This is a genomic window from Streptomyces sp. NPDC001549, assembly GCF_042894025.1.
GTDB lineage: Bacteria > Actinomycetota > Actinomycetes > Streptomycetales > Streptomycetaceae > Streptomyces > Streptomyces kutzneri.
Genome location: NZ_JBIAVJ010000030.1, coordinates 94,892 through 116,852 on the forward strand (window position 1 = coordinate 94,892; position 21,961 = coordinate 116,852).

General features: G+C 73.3%; 19 protein-coding genes. 13 read left to right on the plus strand and 6 right to left on the minus strand.

Annotation, left to right across the window (positions count from 1 at the left end; translation table 11 throughout):
- Positions 1-26 precede the first annotated feature (26 nt).
- Positions 27-749, plus strand: a complete 723-nt coding sequence (locus tag ACFY04_RS36115) for a TetR/AcrR family transcriptional regulator (protein ID WP_314249319.1) — start codon at positions 27-29, stop codon at positions 747-749.
- A gap of 135 nt (positions 750-884) precedes the next feature.
- Here ACFY04_RS36115 and ACFY04_RS36120 read toward each other — a convergent pair whose 3' ends face one another.
- The gene (locus tag ACFY04_RS36120; RefSeq protein WP_389123763.1) at positions 885-2,009 is read right to left on the minus strand and encodes a type ISP restriction/modification enzyme; all 1,125 of its coding nucleotides are present in this window, start codon (positions 2,007-2,009) and stop codon (positions 885-887) included.
- A 136-nt stretch (positions 2,010-2,145) separates the two neighbouring features.
- Here ACFY04_RS36120 and ACFY04_RS36125 point away from each other — a divergent pair, with 136 nt between their 5' ends.
- Entirely contained in the window at positions 2,146-2,307 is a 162-nt protein-coding gene (locus ACFY04_RS36125) for a hypothetical protein (RefSeq protein WP_189739804.1), read from the plus strand.
- Positions 2,308-2,394: 87 nt separating this feature from the next.
- Here the strand turns inward: ACFY04_RS36125 and ACFY04_RS36130 are convergent, their stop codons facing one another.
- A complete protein-coding gene (locus tag ACFY04_RS36130) occupies positions 2,395-3,144 on the minus strand; it encodes a GntR family transcriptional regulator (RefSeq protein WP_314249322.1) in 750 nt (249 codons plus the stop codon).
- Positions 3,145-3,234: 90 nt separating this feature from the next.
- Complete coding sequence (gene hmgA / locus ACFY04_RS36135) at positions 3,235-4,548, minus strand: homogentisate 1,2-dioxygenase (protein ID WP_389123706.1); 1,314 nt, start codon at positions 4,546-4,548, stop codon at positions 3,235-3,237.
- Between the two features lie 297 nt (positions 4,549-4,845).
- On the opposite strand from hmgA, the gene ACFY04_RS36140 reads away from it, so the two are divergent.
- The 8 genes from ACFY04_RS36140 to ACFY04_RS36175 all read left to right on the plus strand — a co-directional run bounded on the left by ACFY04_RS36140 (position 4,846) and on the right by ACFY04_RS36175 (position 17,053).
- A complete protein-coding gene (locus ACFY04_RS36140) occupies positions 4,846-6,984 on the plus strand; it encodes a right-handed parallel beta-helix repeat-containing protein (protein WP_389123709.1) in 2,139 nt (712 codons plus the stop codon).
- Between the two features lie 148 nt (positions 6,985-7,132).
- Complete coding sequence (locus ACFY04_RS36145; protein ID WP_389123766.1) at positions 7,133-7,951, plus strand: hypothetical protein; 819 nt, start codon at positions 7,133-7,135, stop codon at positions 7,949-7,951.
- A gap of 406 nt (positions 7,952-8,357) precedes the next feature.
- Positions 8,358-9,659 (plus strand): hypothetical protein, encoded by a 1,302-nt coding sequence (locus ACFY04_RS36150; protein WP_389123768.1) that lies wholly within the window; start codon positions 8,358-8,360, stop codon positions 9,657-9,659.
- 35 nt (positions 9,660-9,694) lie between these two features.
- Positions 9,695-10,315 carry a TetR/AcrR family transcriptional regulator gene (locus tag ACFY04_RS36155; protein ID WP_389123770.1) on the plus strand — a complete coding sequence of 207 codons (621 nt, stop codon included), beginning with the start codon at positions 9,695-9,697 and terminating at the stop codon, positions 10,313-10,315.
- A gap of 307 nt (positions 10,316-10,622) precedes the next feature.
- Positions 10,623-12,821, plus strand: coding sequence for a molybdopterin oxidoreductase family protein (locus tag ACFY04_RS36160; RefSeq protein ID WP_389123711.1), 2,199 nt, complete (start codon positions 10,623-10,625; stop codon positions 12,819-12,821).
- A gap of 73 nt (positions 12,822-12,894) precedes the next feature.
- Positions 12,895-14,382 (plus strand): CitMHS family transporter, encoded by a 1,488-nt coding sequence (locus ACFY04_RS36165; protein ID WP_389123714.1) that lies wholly within the window; start codon positions 12,895-12,897, stop codon positions 14,380-14,382.
- Positions 14,383-14,480: 98 nt separating this feature from the next.
- Positions 14,481-15,893 carry an aldehyde dehydrogenase family protein gene (locus ACFY04_RS36170; protein WP_389123716.1) on the plus strand — a complete coding sequence of 471 codons (1,413 nt, stop codon included), beginning with the start codon at positions 14,481-14,483 and terminating at the stop codon, positions 15,891-15,893.
- An 80-nt stretch (positions 15,894-15,973) separates the two neighbouring features.
- Positions 15,974-17,053, plus strand: coding sequence for a Zn-dependent alcohol dehydrogenase (locus ACFY04_RS36175; protein ID WP_389123772.1), 1,080 nt, complete (start codon positions 15,974-15,976; stop codon positions 17,051-17,053).
- Here ACFY04_RS36175 and ACFY04_RS36180 read toward each other — a convergent pair.
- Together ACFY04_RS36180 and ACFY04_RS36185 are read right to left on the minus strand one after the other, a co-directional pair.
- The gene (locus tag ACFY04_RS36180) at positions 17,050-18,447 is read right to left on the minus strand and encodes a HEAT repeat domain-containing protein (RefSeq protein WP_389123719.1); all 1,398 of its coding nucleotides are present in this window, start codon (positions 18,445-18,447) and stop codon (positions 17,050-17,052) included. The genes ACFY04_RS36175 and ACFY04_RS36180 overlap by 4 nt on opposite strands.
- Complete coding sequence (locus ACFY04_RS36185) at positions 18,444-19,094, minus strand: TetR/AcrR family transcriptional regulator (RefSeq protein WP_389123722.1); 651 nt, start codon at positions 19,092-19,094, stop codon at positions 18,444-18,446. The genes ACFY04_RS36180 and ACFY04_RS36185 overlap by 4 nt, the downstream gene beginning before the upstream one ends.
- A 68-nt stretch (positions 19,095-19,162) precedes the next feature.
- Between ACFY04_RS36185 and ACFY04_RS36190 the strand changes: the two genes are divergently transcribed.
- The 3 genes from ACFY04_RS36190 to ACFY04_RS36200 all read left to right on the plus strand — a co-directional run bounded on the left by ACFY04_RS36190 (position 19,163) and on the right by ACFY04_RS36200 (position 21,481).
- The gene (locus ACFY04_RS36190) at positions 19,163-20,314 is read left to right on the plus strand and encodes an acyl-CoA dehydrogenase family protein (protein WP_389123725.1); all 1,152 of its coding nucleotides are present in this window, start codon (positions 19,163-19,165) and stop codon (positions 20,312-20,314) included.
- A gap of 149 nt (positions 20,315-20,463) precedes the next feature.
- The gene (locus tag ACFY04_RS36195; protein ID WP_373041365.1) at positions 20,464-20,751 is read left to right on the plus strand and encodes a YiaA/YiaB family inner membrane protein; all 288 of its coding nucleotides are present in this window, start codon (positions 20,464-20,466) and stop codon (positions 20,749-20,751) included.
- A gap of 94 nt (positions 20,752-20,845) precedes the next feature.
- Entirely contained in the window at positions 20,846-21,481 is a 636-nt protein-coding gene (locus ACFY04_RS36200) for a TetR/AcrR family transcriptional regulator (RefSeq protein ID WP_389123728.1), read from the plus strand.
- Here the strand turns inward: ACFY04_RS36200 and ACFY04_RS36205 are convergent.
- Positions 21,472-21,933, minus strand: coding sequence for a MaoC family dehydratase (locus tag ACFY04_RS36205; RefSeq protein ID WP_389123730.1), 462 nt, complete (start codon positions 21,931-21,933; stop codon positions 21,472-21,474). The two genes, ACFY04_RS36200 and ACFY04_RS36205, sit on opposite strands and share 10 nt — an antisense overlap.
- Positions 21,934-21,961 lie beyond the last annotated feature (28 nt).

Genomic DNA, 21,961 nt, shown 5'->3' on the forward strand with positions numbered 1-21,961 from the left:
GGGGAGACGACGAGGTGATCTGAGCCATGACAGCCGGCGGGCGACCCGCTGAACCCGAAGTGATCTGGTCCCGCCCCCAGCGGGCCGGCCGCGGCCCCAGGCCCGCGCACAGCCGCGAGTCCATCGCGTCCGAGGCGGTGCGGATCGCCGACGAGGAGGGGATCGAGGCCGTCTCCATGCGGCGCGTGGCGGCCGGGATCGGCGCGGGGACGATGTCCCTCTACAACTACGTGCCGCGCAAGGAGGACCTGTACGAGCTGATGGTCGACGCGGTCAGCGGGGAGTACGAGTTCCCCGCGCCGACCGGCGACTGGCGGGCCGACCTGCTCGCGCTGGCCCGCCGGACACGCGCGCTGATGCACCGCCATCCCTGGCTGCCGCGCCTGCTGAGCCCCGTCTACGGCTTCGGCCCCAACGCCCTGCGCTACCTGGAGTACAGCCTGGACTGCCTGGCTCCGCTCGACGTGCCGGACGGCGAGAAGCTGGAGCTCGTAGCCGCCGTCAACGGGGCCGTCGCGACCTACGTGGCCAGCGAGCTGGCGCTGGCCGAACGGGCCCGGTCGCTGCCCTGGGGCGAGGCGGAGGAGCAGCGCGTACGGACGGCCTGGCTCGGTTCCCGGCTGGCCACCGGGGAGTATCCGCGGCTGGCGGCGGCCGTCGGTGGCGGCCCGGTCCCGGGCGCCGGGCTCGACATGGCCCAGGTCTTCGACCGTACGGTGTCCCGGCTGCTGGGGGCCTGGGGAGCGTAGGTCTGGCGGTCTGGCGGTCCGGCGGTCCGGTGGTCCGGCGGCCCGGTGGTCCGGCGGCTCGGCGGCCCGGTGGCCCGGTGGCCCGGCGGTCCGGTGGCTCGGTTGCCCGGCCTAGGCCCGCCCCTCCTCGGATCCTCAGAGGAGGGCGAACTGCCCGCCCGGGCCCTCCTCCTGGTGGTCCAGCACCGAAGCCGGCCGCCGGGCCCAGGCCGGCGGCGGCAGCACCCCGGCCGCGCGCAGCGCCTCCGCCGACAGCCCCGGCCCGGGCTCGAACGCGGCCCGCTCCGGGGCCAGTTCGGCCAGCAGTGCCAGCGTGGTCACCAGGGCGAGCAGCTCCGAGGTCCAGCTCTGCGGCCACTCGGCCGGCCCCAGCGCGGCCAGACCCTCGGCGTCCGGACCCCGGTGCGCGGTGCGGGCGGCGAACCAGGCCGGGAGCACCCGCACGCCCTGCGCCTCGTACTCCCAGGCCCCGGCCGGTACGGGGGAGACCGTCCCGCTCCCGAGGCTCAGCGTCTCGCTCCCGGCGTCGTACGCGAGCTCGCGCGGCCGGCCCGTGACCGCCGAGCGGACGTACGGGCGGCGCCCGCCGGGCAGCCGGGGCGGCTCACCGCCGCGCGCACCGCGCAGCTGCACGCTCAGCAGCCGGTGCCCCAGCTCCAGCCCGGCCCGCCAGTGCTCGGAGCCGGCGGCGAGCGGGACCTCGTACCCGCGCGGGCCCCGGCGGCCCGCCGCGAGGATCCAGCACAGGACGTCCTCGGCGGTGACCCGGCCGCCGTGGCGCGCACCGAGCAGGGGCAGCAGGCCGGGGGCGAGATTCGGCTCGGCGCCGCCGGGGCGCCGGTGCAGGGGGCGGATCCGGCCGAGGCGGCCGACCGGGAGGTGCGCGGTGACCAGCGGATCCGGGGTCCCGACGAGGAACAGCTGGTGCTCGTCCCGCACCCGCCAGAGCTCGGGGCGGGCCGCGTCGATGAGCCGCTGGTCGGGCAGCAGCCACTGCTCGTCGAAGGGCTCGCGGAGCACCCGTACGGGGTCGGGGCAGGGGCCCGGGTCGTCGGCGAAACGGGCCGTGGCCGCCGAGCGCTGCCCCGGCAGGGCGGCCGCCCCGGCGTCGGGCCCGCGGCTGCGGCTCGGGCGGAACAGCCGCTCCCGCTCGGCACCCTCGGAGCCGGTCAGGGCGGCCCAGCGGGCGCGCAGGGCCGCCGGATCGGGTGCGGCCACCCAGTCCCGGCCCAGGCGCAGGCCGCCCACGGACCAGGGCATCAGATCATCGAGCAGCGGTACGTCTTCGCTCACGCCGCCGATGGTAGCGACGGCATCCGATGGCCGGGCTGCGTGCAGGCCGAAGAGCTAGGCTCCTTATGTACGCATACGTACGGTATCGACCGAGGAGGCGGTCATGAGCCAGTACGACGAATACACGACCCCGTCACAGGCCGAGGGAGAGCGCCTCGACGAGGACATGGACGAGGCCCAGCGCAAGCAGCGGCACCCCCAGACGATGCGGACCACGCCGTCCCAGGCGGAGGGCGAACGCACCAGGGAGGACGACGAGAAGTAGTCGCGCGGAGCCGGAGGGGCGCCAGAGGACCGCCGGGGGGCGGCCGGAGGGCTGTCGGAGGGCTGTCGGAGTGGCGCCGGAGGGGCGTCAGTGCGCGTCGACCGTCACGGTGAACGAGAACCGGTCGCCCCGGTAGCGGATCCGGGCCACGTCCACCACCCGGCCGTCCTCGTCGTACGTGACGCCCGTGTAGTGCAGGATCGGGCTCAGCAGCGGTACCTGGAGCAGCTCGGCCGTCTCCGGGTCGGCCAGCCGGGCCTCCACCGTGTCCGTGATCCGGCTGATGCGGACCCCCACGATGTCCCGCAGGACCTTCGTCATCGGCCAGCGTTCGAGATCGGCGAGATCCACCGCCTCGGCGAACTCCGGGAGGACGGCGTTCTCGGCCCAGTTGGTCGGCTCGCCGCTCTCCCGGTCGTGGCGCAGGCGGCGGTACGTGACCACCTCGGCCGTGTCCGGGAAGTGCTCCAGCAGCTCCCCGGACACGGCCGTGCGGCCGTGCCCGAGGATCGTCGTGCGGTCGCCCGACTGCTGGGCCACGATCGCGTCGACCGAGCCCAGCAGCCGGACCGGGGTGCTGCGCAGCGCGCCCGGCTCGATGAAGGTGCCGCGCCGCCGGTGCCGACTGATCAGGCCCTCACCCTCCAGCTCCTTGAGCGCCTGCCGCATGGTCAGCACGCTCACCCCGTAGTGCCCGGCCAGCTGCTCCTCGGTGGGCAGGCGCAGCGAGGCGTCCGGGGTGCGCCCCAGTATCGAGGCGCGCAGTGACTGCGACACCTGGTACCAGAGCGGCAGCTTCCGGTTCAGTACCAGCGAGTCGGGGGCGAAGGCGGTCACGGGTGGATCTCCGAAGGCTGGACAGGGGTGACGTGCGGCGCATGCAGGGTACGGGTACGGGTACGGCGCATGCAGCGTATGCAGTGCAGGTCAGGCGCGGAAGTGGCGCTGCAGACCCTGCCACACGTCGTCGTAGCCGCGCTGGAGGTGATCGGCACCGGCCGCCTGCGCGGTGGCGGTGATCGGCCAGCGGGTCTCGAACATGAAGGCCAGGCCGTCGTCGATCTTCTGCGGCTTCAGCTCGGCCGCACTCGCCCGCTCGAAGGTCTCGTGGTCGGGTCCGTGCGCGGACATCATGTTGTGGAGCGAGCCGCCGCCGGGGACGAAGCCCTCGGCCTTGGCGTCGTAGGCCCCCTCGATGAGGCCCATGTACTCGCTCATCACGTTGCGGTGGAAGTAGGGCGGACGGAAGGTGTCCTCGCCGACCAGCCAGCGCGGGGCGAAGACCACGAAGTCCACGCCCGCCAGCCCCGGGGTGTCGGAGGGTGAGGTCAGGACCGTGAAGATCGACGGGTCGGGGTGGTCGTAGCTGATCGAACCCAGGACGTTGAAGCGGCGCATGTCGTACACGTACGGGACGTGGCTGCCGTGCCAGGCGACCACGTCGAGCGGGGAGTGGTCATAGGTGGCGGACCAGAGGTTGCCGCAGAACTTGTTGATCACCTCGGTCGGGCGCTCGCCGTCCTCGTACGCGGCGACGGGGGCCTGGAAGTCCCGCGCGGCGGCGAGGCCGTTGGCGCCGATCGGGCCCAGGTTCGGCAGCTCGAAGGGCTGGCCGTAGTTCTCGCAGATGTAGCCGCGGGCGTCGGCGTCCAGCAGCTCGACGCGGAAGCGGACGCCGCGGGGGATGAGGGCCATGTCGCCCGGGCGGGCGGCGAGCTGGCCCAGCTCGGTGCGCAGGAGCAGTCCGCCGCGCTCGGGGACGATGAGCAGCTCGCCGTCGGAGTCGCTGAACACCCGGTCGGTCATGTCGGCGTTGGCGGCGTAGAGGTGGATGGCCATGCCGGCGCGCTGGGCGGCGTCGCCGTTGCCGCCGAGGGTCCACAGGCCGGAGAGGAAGTCGGTGCCGGGGGCCGGGTCGGGCAGCGGGTTCCAGCGGAGCCGGTTCGGGTCCGCCACGGACTCGGTGAAGGGTGCGGAACGCAGGGCCCCGTTGTCGATCCGGGTGAAGGGCGGGTGCGCGGCCGAGGGGCGGATCCGGTAGAGCCAGGAGCGCCGGTTGTGGGTGCGGGGCTCGGTGAAGGCGCTGCCGCTGAGCTGCTCGGCGTAGAGGCCGAGGGGTGCGCGCTGGGGCGAGTTCCGGCCGATCGGCAGTGCGCCGGGGACGGCCTCCGAGCTGTGCTCGTTGCCGAAGCCGGTGAGGTACTCCAGTGCCTCTGCCGTCTTCCTGGCCTGCTCGCTCATGTGCTGCTCCCGCTCCGTCGAAGGAATCCTATGGTCGACAGTAGGATTCCGTGGCTCGCACGTCAACGGGAGACCTGGGCCCGGCCCGGAGATCGGCGGGAAAGGCCGGAAATGCGGGGTGGCGGGAGTGCGGGCGGAAGTGGCGGCCGGAAGCGGTGGTCGGCGGCAGGGGGCGGCAGCAGGGCCGGCGGCAGGGTCGGCGGCAGGGGGCGGAGCAAGGGGCGGAAAGGCCGGTCGGGAACACGGATTCGGTCGAGGGGGATCCCAAAAGATGAACATTGCTCTACTCTCACGCGCATGTCGTGGACCCGCAGGTTCCCTGCCGTGCCGGCGGCGCTCCTCGCCGCCCTTCTCGCCCTCCTGTCCCTCCTCGTCGCGGCGCCCACCGCCGGCGCGCACGAGGAGCGCCCGATCACCCTCCCGGACGGCTCCGGATCGGTACCCGAGTACCGCACGGCGGAGCCCGACCTGATCGTCTGCAAAACCGACCGGCCCGCTTTCGAGCGCCGGATATCCGCCTTCCCCGACGAGCTCAGGCAGCGCAACCTCGCCCTGTACGAGCGGTGCGAGAAGAGCGGCTACCGGCACCTGCAGGAGGCCGTCGACGCCGTCGACCGGCCCGGGATGAACATCGCGATCCTCCCCGGCCTGTACGAGGAGGAGCCCTCGCTCCCCACGCCGACGGGGGAGTGCGCCGCGCTCAAGGCCCCCCAGTCCTCGCTCGGGTACCAGATCCTGTCCTACGAGCAGCAGGTGCGGTGCCGGCACAACCAGAACCTCGTCGCCATCCTCGGCAAGACGAACCTGCAGATCGAGGGCACGGGCGCGTCACGGCTCGACGTCGTCGTCGACGCCAAGTACCAGAAGCTGAACGCCATCCGGGCGGACAGGTCCAACGGCGTCTACTTCCGCAACTTCACCGCCCAGCGCACCACTTTCAACTCGCTGTACGTCCTCGCGGGCGACGGCTTCGTCATCGACGACGTGCTGACCCGCTGGAACGACGAGTACGGTTTCCTGACCTTCGCCAGTGACCACGGGCTCTACAAGAACTGCGAGTCGTACGGGAACGGCGACTCCGGCATCTACCCGGGCAGCGCCTCGAACATCAACGACGGCCGCGGCTACGAGGTCCCCCGGTACTCCATCGAGATCACCGGCTGCCGCAGCCACCACAACATGGTCGGCTACTCCGGCACCGCGGGCGACTCGGTGTGGGTGCACGACAACGAGTTCGACCAGAACATGGGCGGCGCCTCGATGGACAGCGCCTTCCCCGGTCACCCCGGACTCCCGCAGAACCACGCCAAGTTCGAGCGGAACCTGATCCACGACAACAACCAGGACTACTACGGGTACGTCGCCGACGGCACCTGCGCCAAACCGCCGATCGAACGCGGCTACGAGCGGGGCGTGGTCTGCCCGCAGATCTCCATGCCGCCGGGCACCGGCATCATCACCGCGGGCGGCAACTGGAATCTCTACGAGAACAACTGGGTGTACGGGCACCGGCGCGCGGGCTTCTTCCTCAGCGCGGTCCCCGCCTTCATCCGCGGTGAGGAGGCGTGGTCGAAGCAGACCGACACCTCCCACCACAACCGGTACGCCGGGAACGTCATGGGCAAGGACAAGTCCGGCGCCGCCCGCCCCAACGGCATGGACGTCTGGTGGGACGGCCAGGGGCGCGCCAACTGCTGGCAGGACGGACCCGACGGCTCCACCCCCGGCGCGGTCCCGCAGTGCGGTGACCGCCGGGGCGAGGTCTCGGGGGCGTCCGCCCGCCTGGTAGGCGAACCGGTCAAGCTGGCCCAACTCCTCGTCTGCGCGGACTACAGCGTCCAGGCGCGCAAACTCCCGTCCGGCTGCGACTGGTACGGCGCGCGCGGACTGGAGCGGGTGGAGACCCAGCTCGCACTGGCCGTGGCCGCGGTGCTGCTGCTCGTCGGCGGCGTCCTGTGGTGGCGCCGCCTGCGCGGCTCCCGGCTGGGCACGGCCGCCACGCTGGCCGGGCTGGCGGGTCTGGTCCTGGACGTGGCGGGCTCCACCATGCCGCTGACCGCCACCTTCGTCCCGGCGCTCGCCCTCCTCCTGCTCGGCCTGTGGTGGACGGGCGCCGGCCTGGTCCTGCGCCCAACCCGCCCCTGGCTGGCCCGTTTGACCCTGCTGCTGGCCGGGCTCACCCTGCTGGACGCCTTCGACAAGGCCGTCCTGATGATCCCCTGGACCCCCCTGAGCCCCGCCTGGGTACGGGCCCTGGTCGCCGTGATCTGGGTCCTGTGGGCGGTGGTGGCCTCGGCCCGCCCGGGCACCCCGGCCCGCCCGTCCGGCCCGGGCGGCGACCCCGCGGGCGACCGCGCCCCGGCCCCGGCCGGTCCCGCCCCGGCGCTCAGCGCCGCCGCCCCCGAGCCCCCAGCGACCCCGGACCCCGCGCCGTGACCCCCGCCCACGCCGCCCCGGCCACAGGAGGCCAGCCGTGACCGACCGGCCCGACGACGACAACCGGCGCGACGCCTGCGGTACGCCGCCCCGCGCGGCCCGCACGCTCCGCCGAACCGCCCGCGCCGCGGCCCCGGTCGCCCTCGTCCTGCTCCTCGCGGGCGGCGCGGCGACGGGCTGCGGCGGGCGGGCCACCACCCACCACAAGCCCGGCACCAGCCACGAGCAGGCGTCCGGCGGCGTGGGCACCCTGCTCACGGCCACCGACGCCACCGGCCACCGGCTCCGCGAGGTTCCGGTCGAGGGCGCGCCGGAGGTCCAGCTGGCCGTCCGCCCGGACTCGGAGGACGGCTGGAACCTCCAACTGGCGGTGACGAACTACCGCTTCACCCCGGACAGCACCGGCGGCGCCGCCCTCCCGGGCGCGGGCCACGCCCACCTGGAGCTCGACGGGCGCAAGCTGGCCCGGCTGTACGGCCCCTGGTTCCACCTGCCCGCGGCGCAGGTCCCCGAGGGCGCGCACACCCTGACCGTCCGCCTCTACGCGGACGACCACACCGCCTGGGCGGTCTCGGGCAAGCCGGTCGAGGGCACGGCCCAGCTCACCGCCACCGCCGCGGGCCGGCCGGGCGGACACGGCCACGGGGACACCCCGCCGCCGGGCCAGACCCAGGCGCCCGGCCAGACCCCGGCGCCGGAGCAGGCCGATCGCACGGTCACCGTCACCGTCCGGGACGGCAAGGTCAGCCCGGCCCCCGCCCGCACCGAGCTGCGGCGCGGAGAGCGCGTGGCCCTGCGCGTCACGAGCGACCGCGCGGACACCCTGCACGTCCACGGCTACGACAAGGAACTCGCCCTGCCGGCAGGCCAGGAGGCCACCCTGATCCTGACGGCCGACCGCACGGGCCTCTTCGAGGTCGAGACCCACGAGTCCAGCCTCGTCCTGACCCAACTCCTCGTCCGATGACCCCGCCCCGCCCCGAACCCAGCCCTGTGCCCAGAACGGAGCTCGGGCCGACGCCTGGGCCCGCGGCCCAGCCGACACCGGGCCCTGCGCCCGCATCGGGTCCTGTGACCGCACCAGGTCTTGCGGCCGGGCCTGGACCCGCACCAGGTCTTGCGGTTGGACATGGACCCGTGCTGGGCCCTGCGGTTGGACATGGACCCGTGCCTGGGCCCGCGCCCCGGCCCGCACGGCCCGGCGTGCCGCCCGCGTTCCCGAGCGGCGTCCAGACCCGGCCGTCCGGACCAGGGCCGGAGTCCGGGCGGCCGGGCCGGGCCGCCGACGGGACGTCGCCCCGGGCGGGGGGACGGTGAGCCCGCTCGGGCCGGATCTCGCCCCGGGCGCCGGCGAGGGGGGCCACGGCCAGGGCGTGGTCCTTCACCCGGCCGATCCGCTCACCTCGCTCGCGCACGGGATCGGGTCCCAGCACGATCTGCCGATCTCTCCCTTCTACGCCTTCGCCGGTGCCTTCGCAGCGCTGTTCGTCTCCTTTCTCGCGCTCGGCCTGCTCTGGTCCACCTCCCGCTTCCGCGGAGCGCGCTCGGGCCTCGCCCTGCCCGCCGCCCTCCAGCGGGTGGCCGACGCGCCCGCCACCCGGACCGCCGTGCGGGGACTGGGGCTCGCCGCCGCGGCAGCCGTCCTGCTCCACCTCCTCCTCGGTCCCGACGACCCCGCGCACAACCCCGCTCCCGGAGCCGTCTACGTCCTCCTCTGGGTCGGACTCGTGCCCGCCTCCCTCCTCCTCGGCCCCGTCTGGCGCCTGCTCAACCCGCTCCGCACCCTGCACCGCCTGCTCTCCCGCGCCCTGCCCCGCTGCGGCCCCGGCCGCCCCCTCCCCACCCGGCTCGGTCAATGGCCCGCCGCCGCCGGACTGTTCGGCTTCACCTGGCTCGAACTCGTCGCTCCTGATCCCGCATCCACCACCACCCTCCTGATCGCCATCACCGCCTACGCCACCGCCCACCTCCTGCTCGCCGCCCGCTTCGGCGAGCGCTGGTTCGACGACGGCGACGCCTTCGAGGCGTACTCCGCCCTCTTCGCCCGGCTCTCCCCCCTCGGCCGTCGCAGCGACGGCCGCCTCGTTCTCCGCAACCCCTTCCACGGACTCGACGCGACACCCGAGCGGCCCGGACTCGTCGCCACCGTCTGCGTCCTGCTCGGCTCCACCGCCTATGACGGCTTCTCCGACAACCCCTCGTGGATCAACGCCATACAGACCTCCCCCCTCGGCCGCATCCCCACGGCCACACTCGGACTGCTCGGTTCCATCGCCCTCGTCGGCACCCTCTACTGCCTCTGTGCCGCCGCCACCCGCCTCGTCAGCGGCCCGCACCCAGGCCCGCTGACCGCCTTCGCGCACTCACTCGTACCGATCGCGCTCGGCTATCTCACCGCCCACTACTTCTCCCTCCTGGTAGTCGAAGGACCACGCACAGTAAGCATGGCACTCGGCACTGACAACGCCCCCGAACCCGTGCCACCCCTGGGTCCCGGCGGCCTCGCCGCCCTCCAGGTCATCGCCGTCGTCACCGGTCACGTCCTCGGTGTCGTCGCGGCCCACGACCGGTCCGTGCGACTCTTCCCGCCCGCGAAGGCGGTGGCCGGACAACTGCCGCTGCTGGCGCTGATGATCATTTACACCGTCGGAGGGCTCAGTCTTCTGCTGAACTGAGACCCCCGCGGAACCGAGAAGCGAGGAGCGGCATGATGGACCCCGTGCCTCCCGCCCACTCCCTGCGCCGAACGCCGATCCAGCAGCGCAGCGCCGACCGGCTCGCCCGGATCCTCGACGCCTGCGCCGAACTGCTGGACGAGACCGGGTACGAGAACCTCAGCACCCGTGCCGTGGCCCTGCGCGCCGGCGTGCCGATCGGTTCCGTCTACCGCTTCTTCGGCAACAAGCGGGCCATGGCCATTGCCCTCGCCCACCGCAACCTGGACCGCTACGTCGACGGCATCGCGGACCGGCTCGCCGACCTCGCGGCCACCCACTGGCGGCCCGTCGTGGACGCGGTACTGGACGAGTACCTGGCCATGAAGCGCAGCGTTCCCGGCTTCGCGCTCGTCGACTTCGGTGTGCCCGCACCTCCGGCCGAGGGTCCGGAGGCGGATCCCAACCATCAGGTCGCCGCCCGGCTGACGGAACTGCTCTCCGCGCACCTCGCCCTGACCCCGGACGCCACCCTGGAGCGTGCCGTCCTCGTCGCGGTCGAGGCCACCGACGCGCTGATACAGCTCGCGTTCCGGGCCGACCCGGCCGGGGACCCCGGCATCGTCGCCGAAACCCGCGCGATGATGCACGCGTACCTCGCCCGCGTGCTGGACTGACCCTGCCGCTGCCGCTGCCGCTGCCGCTGCCGCTGCCGCTGCCGCTGCCGCTGCCGCTGCCGCTGCCGCTGCCGCTGCCGCTGACCCTGCCGCTGCCGCTGCCGCTGCCGCTGCCGCTGCCGCTGCCGCTGCCGCTGCCGCTGCCAGTGTCCGTGCCGCGGCCTCTGCCGGGCCCGGGAGAGGTGCCGGTCGTCACCCGCACCCATTCGGTCCCGCACACCCCTCCCCTCCATGCGTACCGGTCGGTATGCTCGATGCGCTCCGCATGCCCGTGCCCGTGCCGCAGACCGCCGCCCCTGGAGGGCCCATGCCCCGCACCGCCCTGCGTATCTGCCCCCTCTGCGAAGCCACCTGCGGCCTCACCCTCACCCTCGCGGACGGCGTAGTCACCGGAGCCCGCGGTGACCGCGAGGACGTCTTCAGCCGCGGCTTCATCTGCCCCAAGGGAGCCGCGTTCGGGGCGCTCGACTCCGACCCCGACCGGTTGCGGGGGCCCCTCGTCCGCCGCGACGGCCGATTGCAGGAGGCCACCTGGGAGGAGGCCTTCGAGGCCATCGCGGCCGCCGTCCCCGCCCTGGTCCAGGAGTACGGGGCCCAGTCGGTCGGGGTCGTGCTCGGCAACCCGAACGTCCACACCATGGCCGGCGCCCTCTACCCGCCCCTGCTCCTCAAGAGCCTCGGCACCCGCAACCTCTTCACCGCCAGCACCCTCGACCAGATGCCCAAGCACGTATCCAGCGGGCTGCTCTTCGGCGACCCCTTCGCCATCCCGGTCCCCGACCTCGACCGGACCGACTTCCTGCTGCTCCTGGGCGCGAACCCGGTCGAGTCCAACGGCTCCCTGTGCACCGCCCCCGACTTCCCGGGCCGGCTCAAGGCCCTGCGTGCCCGCGGCGGCACCCTGGTCGTCGTCGACCCGCGCCGTACGCGCACCGCCGCGCTCGCCGACCGCCACCTCGCGCCGCGCCCCGGCAGCGATGCGCTGCTGCTCGCCGCCCTCGCGCACACCCTGATCGAGGAGAAGCTCGCCGACCCCGGAGCGCTGGAGCAACACTGCGACGGCATCGGGGAACTCGGCGCCGCGCTCGGGAGTTTCACTCCTGAGGCCGTCGCACCCGCATGCGACCTCACCGCTGCCGAGATCCGCACCCTCGCCCGCGAGCTCGCGGCCGCACCCACCGCCGCCGTCTACGCCCGGATCGGCAGCTGCACCGTCGAGTTCGGCACGCTCGCGAGCTGGCTGATCGACGTACTGAACATCCTCACCGGCAACCTCGACCGGCCGGGCGGAGCCCTCTTCCCGCTCTCCGCGACGGCCCCCGCGGGCCGCCCCGCGGGCCCGGGCAAGGGGTTCGCCCTCGGCCGCTGGTCGAGCCGGGTCGCCGGCCATCCCGAGGTCAAGGGCGAGCTGCCCATGGCCGCCCTCGCGGAGGAGATCGAGACCCCGGGTGACGGGCGGATCCGGGTCCTGCTGGCCATCGCCGCCAACCCGGTCCTGTCCGCACCCGACGGCGATCGGCTGGACCGGGCGCTGGCCCGGCTGGACTTCATGGTCTCGGTCGACCCCTACCTGAACGAGACCTCACGCCACGCCCACGTCGTCCTGCCACCGCCGCCGCCCTCGCAGAGCGCGCACTTCGACTTCGCGTTCAACGGGTTCGCCGTGCGCAACCAGGCCCGCTATTCGCCCGCCGCCCTCCCGTTGGCGGACGGGCGCATGGACGAGTGCGAGATCCACGCGCGCCTGATCCTCGCGGTCTCCGGGCTGCACGGTGCGCCGCCGGGGGCAGTCGACGAGCGCGTCATCGCCGACAGCCTGGCCCGGGCCGTCACCGATCCCCACTCACCGCTCCACGGCGGCGACCCGCAGGAGCTGGCCCGCCGGCTGACCGGACGCAGCGGACCCGAGCGGCGCCTCGACCTGATGCTGCGCACCGGCCCGTACGACCTGACACTCGACGATCTGCGGCAGGCGCCGCACGGCATCGACCTCGGCTCGCTGCGGCCCCGGCTCCCGGGCGTGCTGAAGACCCGAAGCGGCAGGATCGAGCTGCTCCCGAACCCGATCGCGGCCGAGCTTCCCAGACTGCGTGCGGCGCTCGCCGACCGCCCCGCCGCCCTGGTGCTCGTGGGCCGCCGCCATCTGCGGTCCAACAACAGCTGGTTGCACAACGTCCCGGCCCTCACCGGAGGTTCCAACCGCTGCACCCTTCAGGTCCATCCGCAGGACGCGGACCGGCTCGGCCTCGTCGACGGAGGTCAGGCCAGGATCACCGCCGACGGCGGGAGCCTGGAGGTGCCCGTCGAGGTCACCGACGCCATCCGCAGCGGTGTGGTGAGCCTTCCGCACGGCTGGGGTCACGACCGGGCCGGCTCTCGGCTGTCGGTGGCCGCCGCGGCGCCCGGCGCGAACGTCAACCAGCTGCTCGACGGCTCCCGCATGGACCGGCTGTCCGGTACGGCGGTGCTCAACGGTTTCCCCGTCGAGCTCACACCGCTGCCCTGAGCTGGGGTTTTGCTCGTATTGCTCACGCGCAGACGTCTTGTTGGGGCAAGGAGGGGGCACCTACCTTCCCCACATGCTGACCTTCCTCGGCTTCACCATGATCGCGACATTCCTGGTCCTGATCATGATGAAGAAAATGTCGCCCATCGCGGCGCTCGTCCTCATCCCCGCACTCTTCTGCGTGTTCGCAGGGAAGGGCGCGCACCTCGGCGACTACGTCATCGAAGGCGTCGGCAAGCTCGCCCCGACCGCCGCCATGCTGATGTTCGCCATCGTCTACTTCGGCGTGATGATCGATGTCGGCCTCTTCGACCCGATCGTCCGCGGCATCCTGCGCTTCTGCAAGGCGGACCCGATGCGGGTGGTGGTCGGCACCGCCGTCCTCGCCGCGATCGTCTCGCTCGACGGCGACGGATCGACCACCTTCATGATCACCGTCTCGGCCATGTACCCCCTCTACAAGCGGCTCGGCCTGAGCCTGGTGGTGATGACGGGCGTCGCGGCCACGGCCAACGGCGTCATGAACACCCTGCCCTGGGGCGGTCCGACCGCGCGCGCCGCCACCGCCCTCAAGCTCGACGCCGCCGACATCTTCGTCCCGATGATTCCGGCACTCGCGGTGGGTCTGCTGTTCGTGTTCGTCCTGGCGTACGTCCTCGGCGTGAAGGAGCGCCGCCGGGTCGGCACGCTGGTGCTGCCCGGTCAGGCGGCGCCGGAGGCCGCCGAGGCGGAGCTGGTCCCGGCCGCGCCCGGCACGGCCGCCGCGGCCGTCGCCGAGACGTCCACGTCCGTCGAGGGGTCCGCCGGATCCAAGGCCTCCGCCGGATCCAAGGCCTCCGCTGGATCCGCCGCTTCCGCCGCAGGTCCGGGCGACGTCGCCCCGCACGGGAGCGGTTCCGCCCCCGAGCCCGAGGACGGTTTCCAGGGCCTGGACCCCGACCGCCCCACCCTGCGGCCCCGTCTCTACTGGTTCAACGCCGGCCTCACCGTGGCCCTCCTCACCGCGATGATCATGGAGCTGCTGCCCATCCCGGTGCTGTTCCTGCTCGGCGCCGCCCTCGCCCTCACCGTCAATTTCCCGCACATGCCCGACCAGAAGGCCCGGATCGCCGCCCACGCCGACAACGTCCTGAACGTCGCCGGCATGGTCTTCGCCGCCGCCGTCTTCACCGGGGTCCTCACCGGCACCGGCATGGTCAAGCACATGGCCGACTGGCTCGTCGGCGCCATCCCCGAGGGCATGGGCCCGCACATGGCGCTGGTCACCGGCCTGCTCAGCCTGCCGCTCACCTACTTCATGTCGAACGACGGCTTCTACTTCGGCGTCCTGCCCGTCCTGGCCGAGGCCGGCGCCGCCCACGGGGTCTCCCCGCTCGAGATCGCCCGTGCCTCCCTCGTCGGCCAGGCCCTGCACATGTCGAGCCCACTGGTTCCGGCCGTCTACGTCCTCGTGGGCATGGCCAAGGTCGAGTTCGGCGACCACACCCGGTTCACCGTGAAATGGGCGGCCCTGACCTCACTCGTGGTCCTCGCGGCAGGGATGCTTTTCGGCATCATCTGAAATCCCGTGCCCTCTGGCCGGTAAAAACTACCGACGCTAGTTTGTAGGGTGTTCGCGAGGTCGGATCTACGCGCTCGTGCGTGCTCGGGAGGAATGCCATGAAGGCCCACGACGGGATGTACATCGACGGCGCGTGGCGGCCCGCCGTCGGCAGCGATCTGATCGAGGTCGTGAACCCGGCCGACGGCCAGGTCATCGCCCAGGTCCCGGCCGGTACCGAAGAGGATGTGGACGCGGCCGTACGCGCGGCCCGTGCGGCCCTCCCCGGCTGGGCCGCCACGGCCCCGGCCGAGCGGGCCGCCCTGATCGGCGCGCTCCGCGACGCACTGCTGGCCCGCGCGGGCGAGCTGACCGAGACCATCACCGCCGAGCTCGGGTCCCCGCTCGGCTTCTCGAAGGCGGTCCACGTCGGAGCGCCGATCGCCGTGGCCACCTCCTACGCCGAACTCGCCTCCTCGTACGCCTTCGAGGAGCGGGTCGGGAACTCCACCGTGCTGCTGGAGCCGATCGGGGTGGTCGCGGCCATCACGCCCTGGAACTATCCGCTGCACCAGGTCGTTGCAAAGGTGGCGCCCGCTCTCGCCGCCGGCTGCACCCTCGTCCTCAAGCCGGCCGAGGACACCCCACTGACCGCACAGCTCTTCGCCGAAGCCGTGCACGAGGTGGGCATCCCGGCCGGGGTCTTCAACCTGGTGACCGGCACCGGTCCGGTCGCCGGCCAGGCCCTCGCCGCGCACGAGGGAGTCGACCTCGTCTCCTTCACCGGCTCGACCGCGGTCGGCAAGCAGATCGGCGCCACGGCCGGCGCCGCCGTCAAGCGGGTCGCGCTCGAACTGGGCGGCAAATCGGCCAATGTCATCCTGCCCGGGGCCGACCTGGTCAAGGCCGTCGCGGCAGGCGTCGGGCACGTCATGAACAACAGCGGCCAGAGCTGCAACGCGCTCACCCGGATGCTCGTCCACCGGGACCACTACGAGGAGGCCGTCTCGCTCGCGGCCGCCGCCGTCGCCGACTACCCCACCGGCGACCCCCGCGAGGCCGGTGTCCGCGTCGGCCCGGTCGTCAACGCCAAGCAGCACGAGCGCGTCCGCGGCTTCATCACCAAGGGCCTGGAGGAAGGTGCGCGGCTCGTCGCCGGCGGGCCCGACGCCCCGCTGGAGCAGGGGTACTTCGTGGCGCCGACGGTGTTCGCCGACGTCACGCCCGACATGACCATCGCCCAGGAGGAGATCTTCGGCCCGGTGCTGTCGATCCTCCGCTACGAGGACGAGGAGGAGGCGCTCAGCATCGCCAACGGCACCGTCTACGGCCTGGGCGGCGCCGTCTGGGCCGCCGACGACGCGACGGCCGTGGCCTTCGCGCGCCGGATGGACACCGGGCAGGTGGACATCAACGGTGGCCGCTTCAACGTGCTCGCGCCCTTCGGTGGCTACAAGCAGTCGGGTGTCGGCCGCGAGCTGGGCGCGCACGGCCTGGCGGAGTACCTCCAGACCAAGTCCCTGCAGTTCTGATCCCCTCGCCCGCCCCGCCCGAACTGACGCACGCCCGATCTGCCGCACCCGCCCCGCACCGGAAAGACGAGATGACGACCATGGTCCGCGCCGCTGTCCTGCCCGCCGTCGGAGCCCCGCTGGAGATACGGGACATCGTGCTGCCGGATCCCGGCCCCGGGCAGGTCCGCGTACGGCTCGCCGCAGCCGGGGTGTGCCACTCCGACCTCTCCCTCACCAACGGCACCATGCGGGTTCCCGTCCCCGCCGTCCTCGGCCACGAGGGCGCGGGCACGGTCCTCGCGGTGGGGGAGGGCGTCACCCACGTCGCCCCCGGTGACGGCGTGGTGCTCAACTGGGCCCCGTCCTGCGGAGAGTGCCACCACTGCACGATCGGTGAAGTCTGGCTCTGCGCCACGGCGCTCACCGGGGTCGGGGCCGTCTACGCGCACGACGCGCAGGGCACCGCACTGCACCCCGGGCTGAATGTGGCCGCCTTCGCCGAGGAGACCCTCGTCGCGGCCAGCTGCGTGCTGCCCGCCCCCGCCGGGATCCCGCTCGCCGAGGCCGCCCTCCTCGGCTGCGCCGTCCTCACCGGCTACGGGGCCGTCCACCACAGCGCCCAGGTCCGCCCGGGCGAGTCGGTGGCCGTCTTCGGAGTCGGCGGGGTCGGCCTGGTGGCCCTCCAGGCCGCCCGGATCGCGCAGGCCGGCCCGGTCATCGCCGTCGACGTGTCCCCGGCCAAGGAGGAACTGGCCCGCGCGGCCGGGGCCACCGAGTTCGTGACGGCCTCCGACACCACCGCCAAGCAGATCCGCGCGCTGACCGGCGGGCAGGGAGCCGACGTCGCCGTCGAGTGTGTCGGCCGGGCCGAGACCATCCGCGGCGCCTGGGAGTCGACCCGGCGCGGCGGCCGCACCACGGTCGTCGGCATCGGCGGCAAGGAGCAGCGGGTCACCTTCCACTCCATGGAGATCTTCCACTTCGCCCGCACCCTCACCGGCTGCGTCTACGGCAACAGCGACCCGGCCCGCGACCTTCCGGTGATCGCCGAGCACGTCCGCGCGGGCCGTCTCGACCTCGGTGCCCTGGTCACCGACCGCATCACCCTCGACGGCATCCCGGCCGCCTTCGACGCCATGCTGGCGGGCAAGGGCGGCCGCTCCCTCATCGTTTTCTAGCCGGGTCCGACGCGGGCGCCCGTGTCCTGCTTCTGCCGCAGGTGCCGGTGCGCGTCGTACAGCGACCAGTAACCGGGCGCGTCCTCCGGGTACCCGTTGCTGAGCCAGTCCAGCGCCTCCTCGCCGCGCGGGTCGTGGAGGAGTACGAGGGCCCGTACCGCCTCGATCTGGATCTCGACCGACGGATCGGCGAGGAGCGGCCTCAGCGCGTTGCGTACCGCACGGGAACGGTCCGCCTGCCGCGCCAGCGCGCGGCAGCCCTGGACGCGCACCTCGGCGTCGGGGTCCCGAAGGTGTTCGAGCACCTCCCGGAGCACCCCCTCCTCGTCCCCGCAACCGCCGAACGCACCCGCGACGGCCCGTCGGACCACGGCGGACGGATGCCGCGCGTGGGGGAGCAGGGCCTCCGCGAGGGCGGCCCGGGGCAGTGCGGGGCAGTCCGGCAGGCCACGGAGCAGAACGGCGAGAACCTCCGGCGCCCGCTCGCAGGCCGCCCACGCGAGGAAGAGGTCGCGCGCCCCTTCCGCCACGCACGCGTGCCCGTCGCCACACCTCCCGCCCTCTTCGCACGCGTCGAAGAGGGCGATGCAGCGGACGACCTCGGCGCCGAAGTGCCGTACGGACGGGCGCGCATGGGCGCGCAGCGCCGCCGCCTCCTGCCAGTTTTCGCGGTCGGCCCGGCGGTACAGGACCTGTACGGCAGCATCGCGCGTCACGCCCTGGAGGTCGGCCTCCGTCTCGGCGCGGGCGAGGAGCTCGGCGAAGGGGGCCCGTATCCCGTGGGCGGCCTCCAGGAGGCAGAGGATCGCCGTGTGCCCGGTGCGGACCTGCGCGTCGGTGCCCGGCAGCCGCAGCAGGCCGGTGAAGGAGTGTTCGCCGTCCGGGACCCGGCTGAACTCCGCCGGTCCGGTGGCCCCCGTCCGGTGGCGCAATTCGTTCTCGGCGCCCTTCTCGTGCCAGTGACGGGCCAGTTCCAGGGCGGTCCGGCCGTCGGGGCCCGTGGGCCACAGCGGCACCGATGAGGACATGAGGAGCTCGGTGACCGCGTAGGCCCCGGCGTCGACCGCCCGCAGCAGCGGGGTCCGGCCGTCGGGGCCGATGCGGTCGAGCCGGGCCCCGTGGGCGCGCAGGGCGTCGACCACCGGGTACGAGCCGCGGACCGCCGCGATGTCCAGCGCCGACAGCCCGTCCGCACCGAGCGCGTCGACGTCGAGCGCCTTCGCACCAGGCGCGTCCGCACCGGGCGCGTCCGCACCGGGCGCGTCCGCGTCGCGGCCCTCCGGAGCGGCCTGCTCGGCCGCCCGCAGCAGCGCACGGACGCGCACCGCGTCGTCGGCCCGCACCGCCGTGACCAGGTTGACCAGGTTGACCAGGCCGGTGTCCCCGAGCGTCACGCCGTCTCCTTCAACGCCTCGTACTGGAGGGCCAGTCCGTCCAGCAGCGCCGCCAGGCCCGTCTCGAAGGCGCCCTCGTCGACCTCGCGCCCGCGCTCCGCCAGCAGGTGGGCCTGGCCCAGGTGCGGGTAGTCCGCCGGGTCGTATGCCGTGCGGTCGTCCACGAAACCCCCGGCGAAGGAGGCCACCGCCGAGCCCAGGATGAAGTACCGCATCAGCGCACCGATCCGGGTCGCCTGCGCCGCCGGCCAGCCCGCCGCCGTCATCGCCCCGAAGACCGCGTCCGCCAGCCGCAGCCCGGCCGGCCGGCGGCCCGGCCCGCGCGCCAGTACCGGCACGATGTTGGGGTGGTCCGCCAGGGCGTCCCGGTACGAGTGCGCCCACGCGTGCAGAGCCGCCCGCCAGTCCTGGCCGCCGTCGAACATCGACAGGTCCACCCGCGCGCTCACGGCGTCCGCCACCGCGTCCAGGATCTCGTCCTTGGTGCGGAAATGGTTGTAGAGCGAGGGCCCGCTGACCCCGAGCGCGGCCGCCAGCCGCCGCGTCGACACCGCTTCCAGCCCCTCCGCGTCCACCAGGGCGCCGGCCGCCTCGATGATGCGGTCCCGGCTGAGGAGGGGCTTGCGCGGTCTGGCCATGCGCCACATAGTAGGGCCTGCCCGCCATAAACTACCGGTGCTAGTTAAAGGCGCCGATCCCGCCCCGGAGGTGCCCGGTGAATCTGGAGCTGAGCGAGGAGCAGACCGCCGTCCGCAGGCTCGCCCGCGAGTTCACCGAGCGCGAGGTCGTCCCGTACGCCGCCGAGTGGGACCGCGCCGAGCGCGTGGACCGGGCCATCGTGAAGAAGCTGGGCGCGCTCGGATTCCTCGGCCTGACCGTCCCCGAGGAGTACGGCGGCTCCGGCGGTGACCACCTCGCCTACGTGCTGGTCACCGAGGAGCTCGGACGCGGCGACTCCGCCGTGCGCGGGATCGTCTCCGTCTCGCTCGGCCTGGTCGCCAAGACCATCGCCGCCTGGGGCACCGAGGAGCAGAAGCGCGCCTGGCTGCCCCGCCTGTGTTCCGGCGACGCACTCGGCTGCTTCGGCCTGACCGAGCCCGGCACCGGCTCCGACGCCGGCAGCCTCACCACCCGGGCCGTGCGCACGGGTGACGCGTACGTCCTCGACGGCAGCAAGATGTTCATCACCAACGGCACCTGGGCCGACGTGGTGCTGCTCTTCGCCCGCACCGGCGACGAGCCCGGCCACCGCGGGGTCTCCGCCTTCCTCGTCCCCACCGACACCCCGGGACTGACCCGCCGCGAGATCCACGGCAAACTCGGCCTGCGCGGCCAGGCCACCGCCGAGCTCGTCCTCGACGGCGTCCGCGTGCCCGCCTCCGCGATGCTCGGCCCCGAGGGCAAGGGCTTCTCGGTCGCCATGTCCGCCCTCGCCAAGGGCCGGATGTCGGTCGCCGCCGGCTGCGTCGGCATCGCCCAGGCGGCCCTGGACGCGGCCGTCTCGTACGCCGCCCGGCGCGAGCAGTTCGGCCGGCCGATAGCCCACCACCAACTGGTGCAGGAGCTGATCGCCGACATCTCCGTCGACGTGGACGCGGCCCGTCTGCTGACCTGGCGGGTCGCCGACCTCATCGACCGCGGGCAGCCCTTCGCCACCGAGTCCTCCACCGCCAAGCTCTTCGCCTCCGAGGCCGCCGTGCGCGCCGCGAGCAACGCCCTCCAGGTGCACGGCGGGTACGGCTACATCGACGAGTACCCGGCGGGCAAACTGCTGCGCGACGCCCGCGTGATGACCCTGTACGAGGGCACCAGCCAGATCCAGAAGCTGCTCATCGGCCGCGCCCGCACCGGGGTTTCCGCCTTCTGAGGTCGTCCGCGGCCTTCGCGGGCCTCCGCGGGCCTTCTCAGGCCGTCTCGGGCCTTCTCGGGCCGTCTCGGGCTTTCCGAGGCCGACTGAGTACCCGTATGAGTACGCGTGCGGATGTGCTCACCCGCCGTCCGCCCGATGCTCGATCCATGAACGAGACACCGGTCAAGCAGCAGGGCACGGGGGCGTACTACGGCCAGGCCGTCGCCTCCTTCGGCATCGCCATCGGCGCCGTGGCCGTGGGGATCTACAACCTGGAGGCGAACGGCTGGGTCCGGGCCTTCCTCGGCATCGCGGTCCTCTACCTCACCACCTCGGCCTTCACCCTCGCCAAGGTGATCCGTGACCGCCAGGAGGTCACCCAGATCGTCAGCCGGGTGGATCAGGCCAGGATGGAGAAGATCATGGCCGAGTACGATCCCTTCGCGCCGAAGTAGCCGACCCGCCGGGCCCGGTCGGCCCGACATCGCTAAGCGCTTGCTCACCCTCCGGTAGGGTGTTCACTTCCACACGGTGAAGGGTGAGTGAGCGATGGGCAGCGCGGAGGATACGGTCGACGGCTACCGGCCGTGGTCCGAGGTCACCCCCGACGCCGCACGGCGGCTGCTCGTCGCCGCCGTCGACGCCTTCGCCGAGCGCGGGTACCACGCCACCACCACACGTGACATCGCGGGCCGTGCCGGCATGAGCCCGGCCGCGCTCTACATTCACTACAAGACCAAGGAAGAGCTGCTCCAGCGGATCAGCCGGATCGGCCACGACAAGGCGCTGGAGATCCTGACCACCGCCGCCGACGGCCCCGGCAGCGCCGCCGACCGGCTCGATGCCGCCGTGCGGTCCTTCGTGCGCTGGCACGCGGCGCACCACACCACCGCGCGCGTGGTCCAGTACGAGCTCGACGCTCTCGCTCCGGAGCACCGCTCCGAGATCGTGGCGCTGCGCCGGCAGAGCGACGCGGCCGTGCGCCGCATCATCGCCGACGGGGTGGCCGCGGGGGAGTTCGACGTCCCCGACGTGCCGGGCACCACCCTCGCCGTGCTGTCGCTGTGCATCGACGTGGCCCGCTGGTTCAACGCGGCCGGCCATCGCACGCCCGACGAGGTCGGCGGGCTCTACGCCGACCTCGTGCTCCGCATGGTCGCCGCGCGGCCGGGCCCTCAGAAGTAGTAGCGCGACACCGACTCCGCCACGCACACCGGCTTGTCGCCGCCCTCGCGCTCGACCGTGACGGTGGCCGTGACCTGCACGCCGCCGCCCGCCTCCGCGACCTCCGTGATCACGGCGACGGCACGCAGCCGTGAGCCGACCGGCACCGGCGCCGGGAAACGGACCTTGTTCGTCCCGTAGTTGAGGCCCATCCGCATGCCCTCGACCCGCATGATCTGCGGTACCAGGCTGGGCAGCAGTGACAGCGTCAGATAGCCGTGCGCAATGGTGGAACCGAAGGGTCCGCCCGCTGCGCGCTCCGGGTCCACGTGGATCCACTGGTGATCGCCGGTGGCGTCCGCGAAGAGGCCGATCCGCTTCTGGTCCACCTCCAGCCACTCGCTGGGGCCGAGCGGTTCGCCGATCCCGGCGTGCAGCTCCTCGGCGGACGTGAAGACCCTCGGCTCGGCCATGCCCTGCTCCTGTCTCTCGCGGACGGCT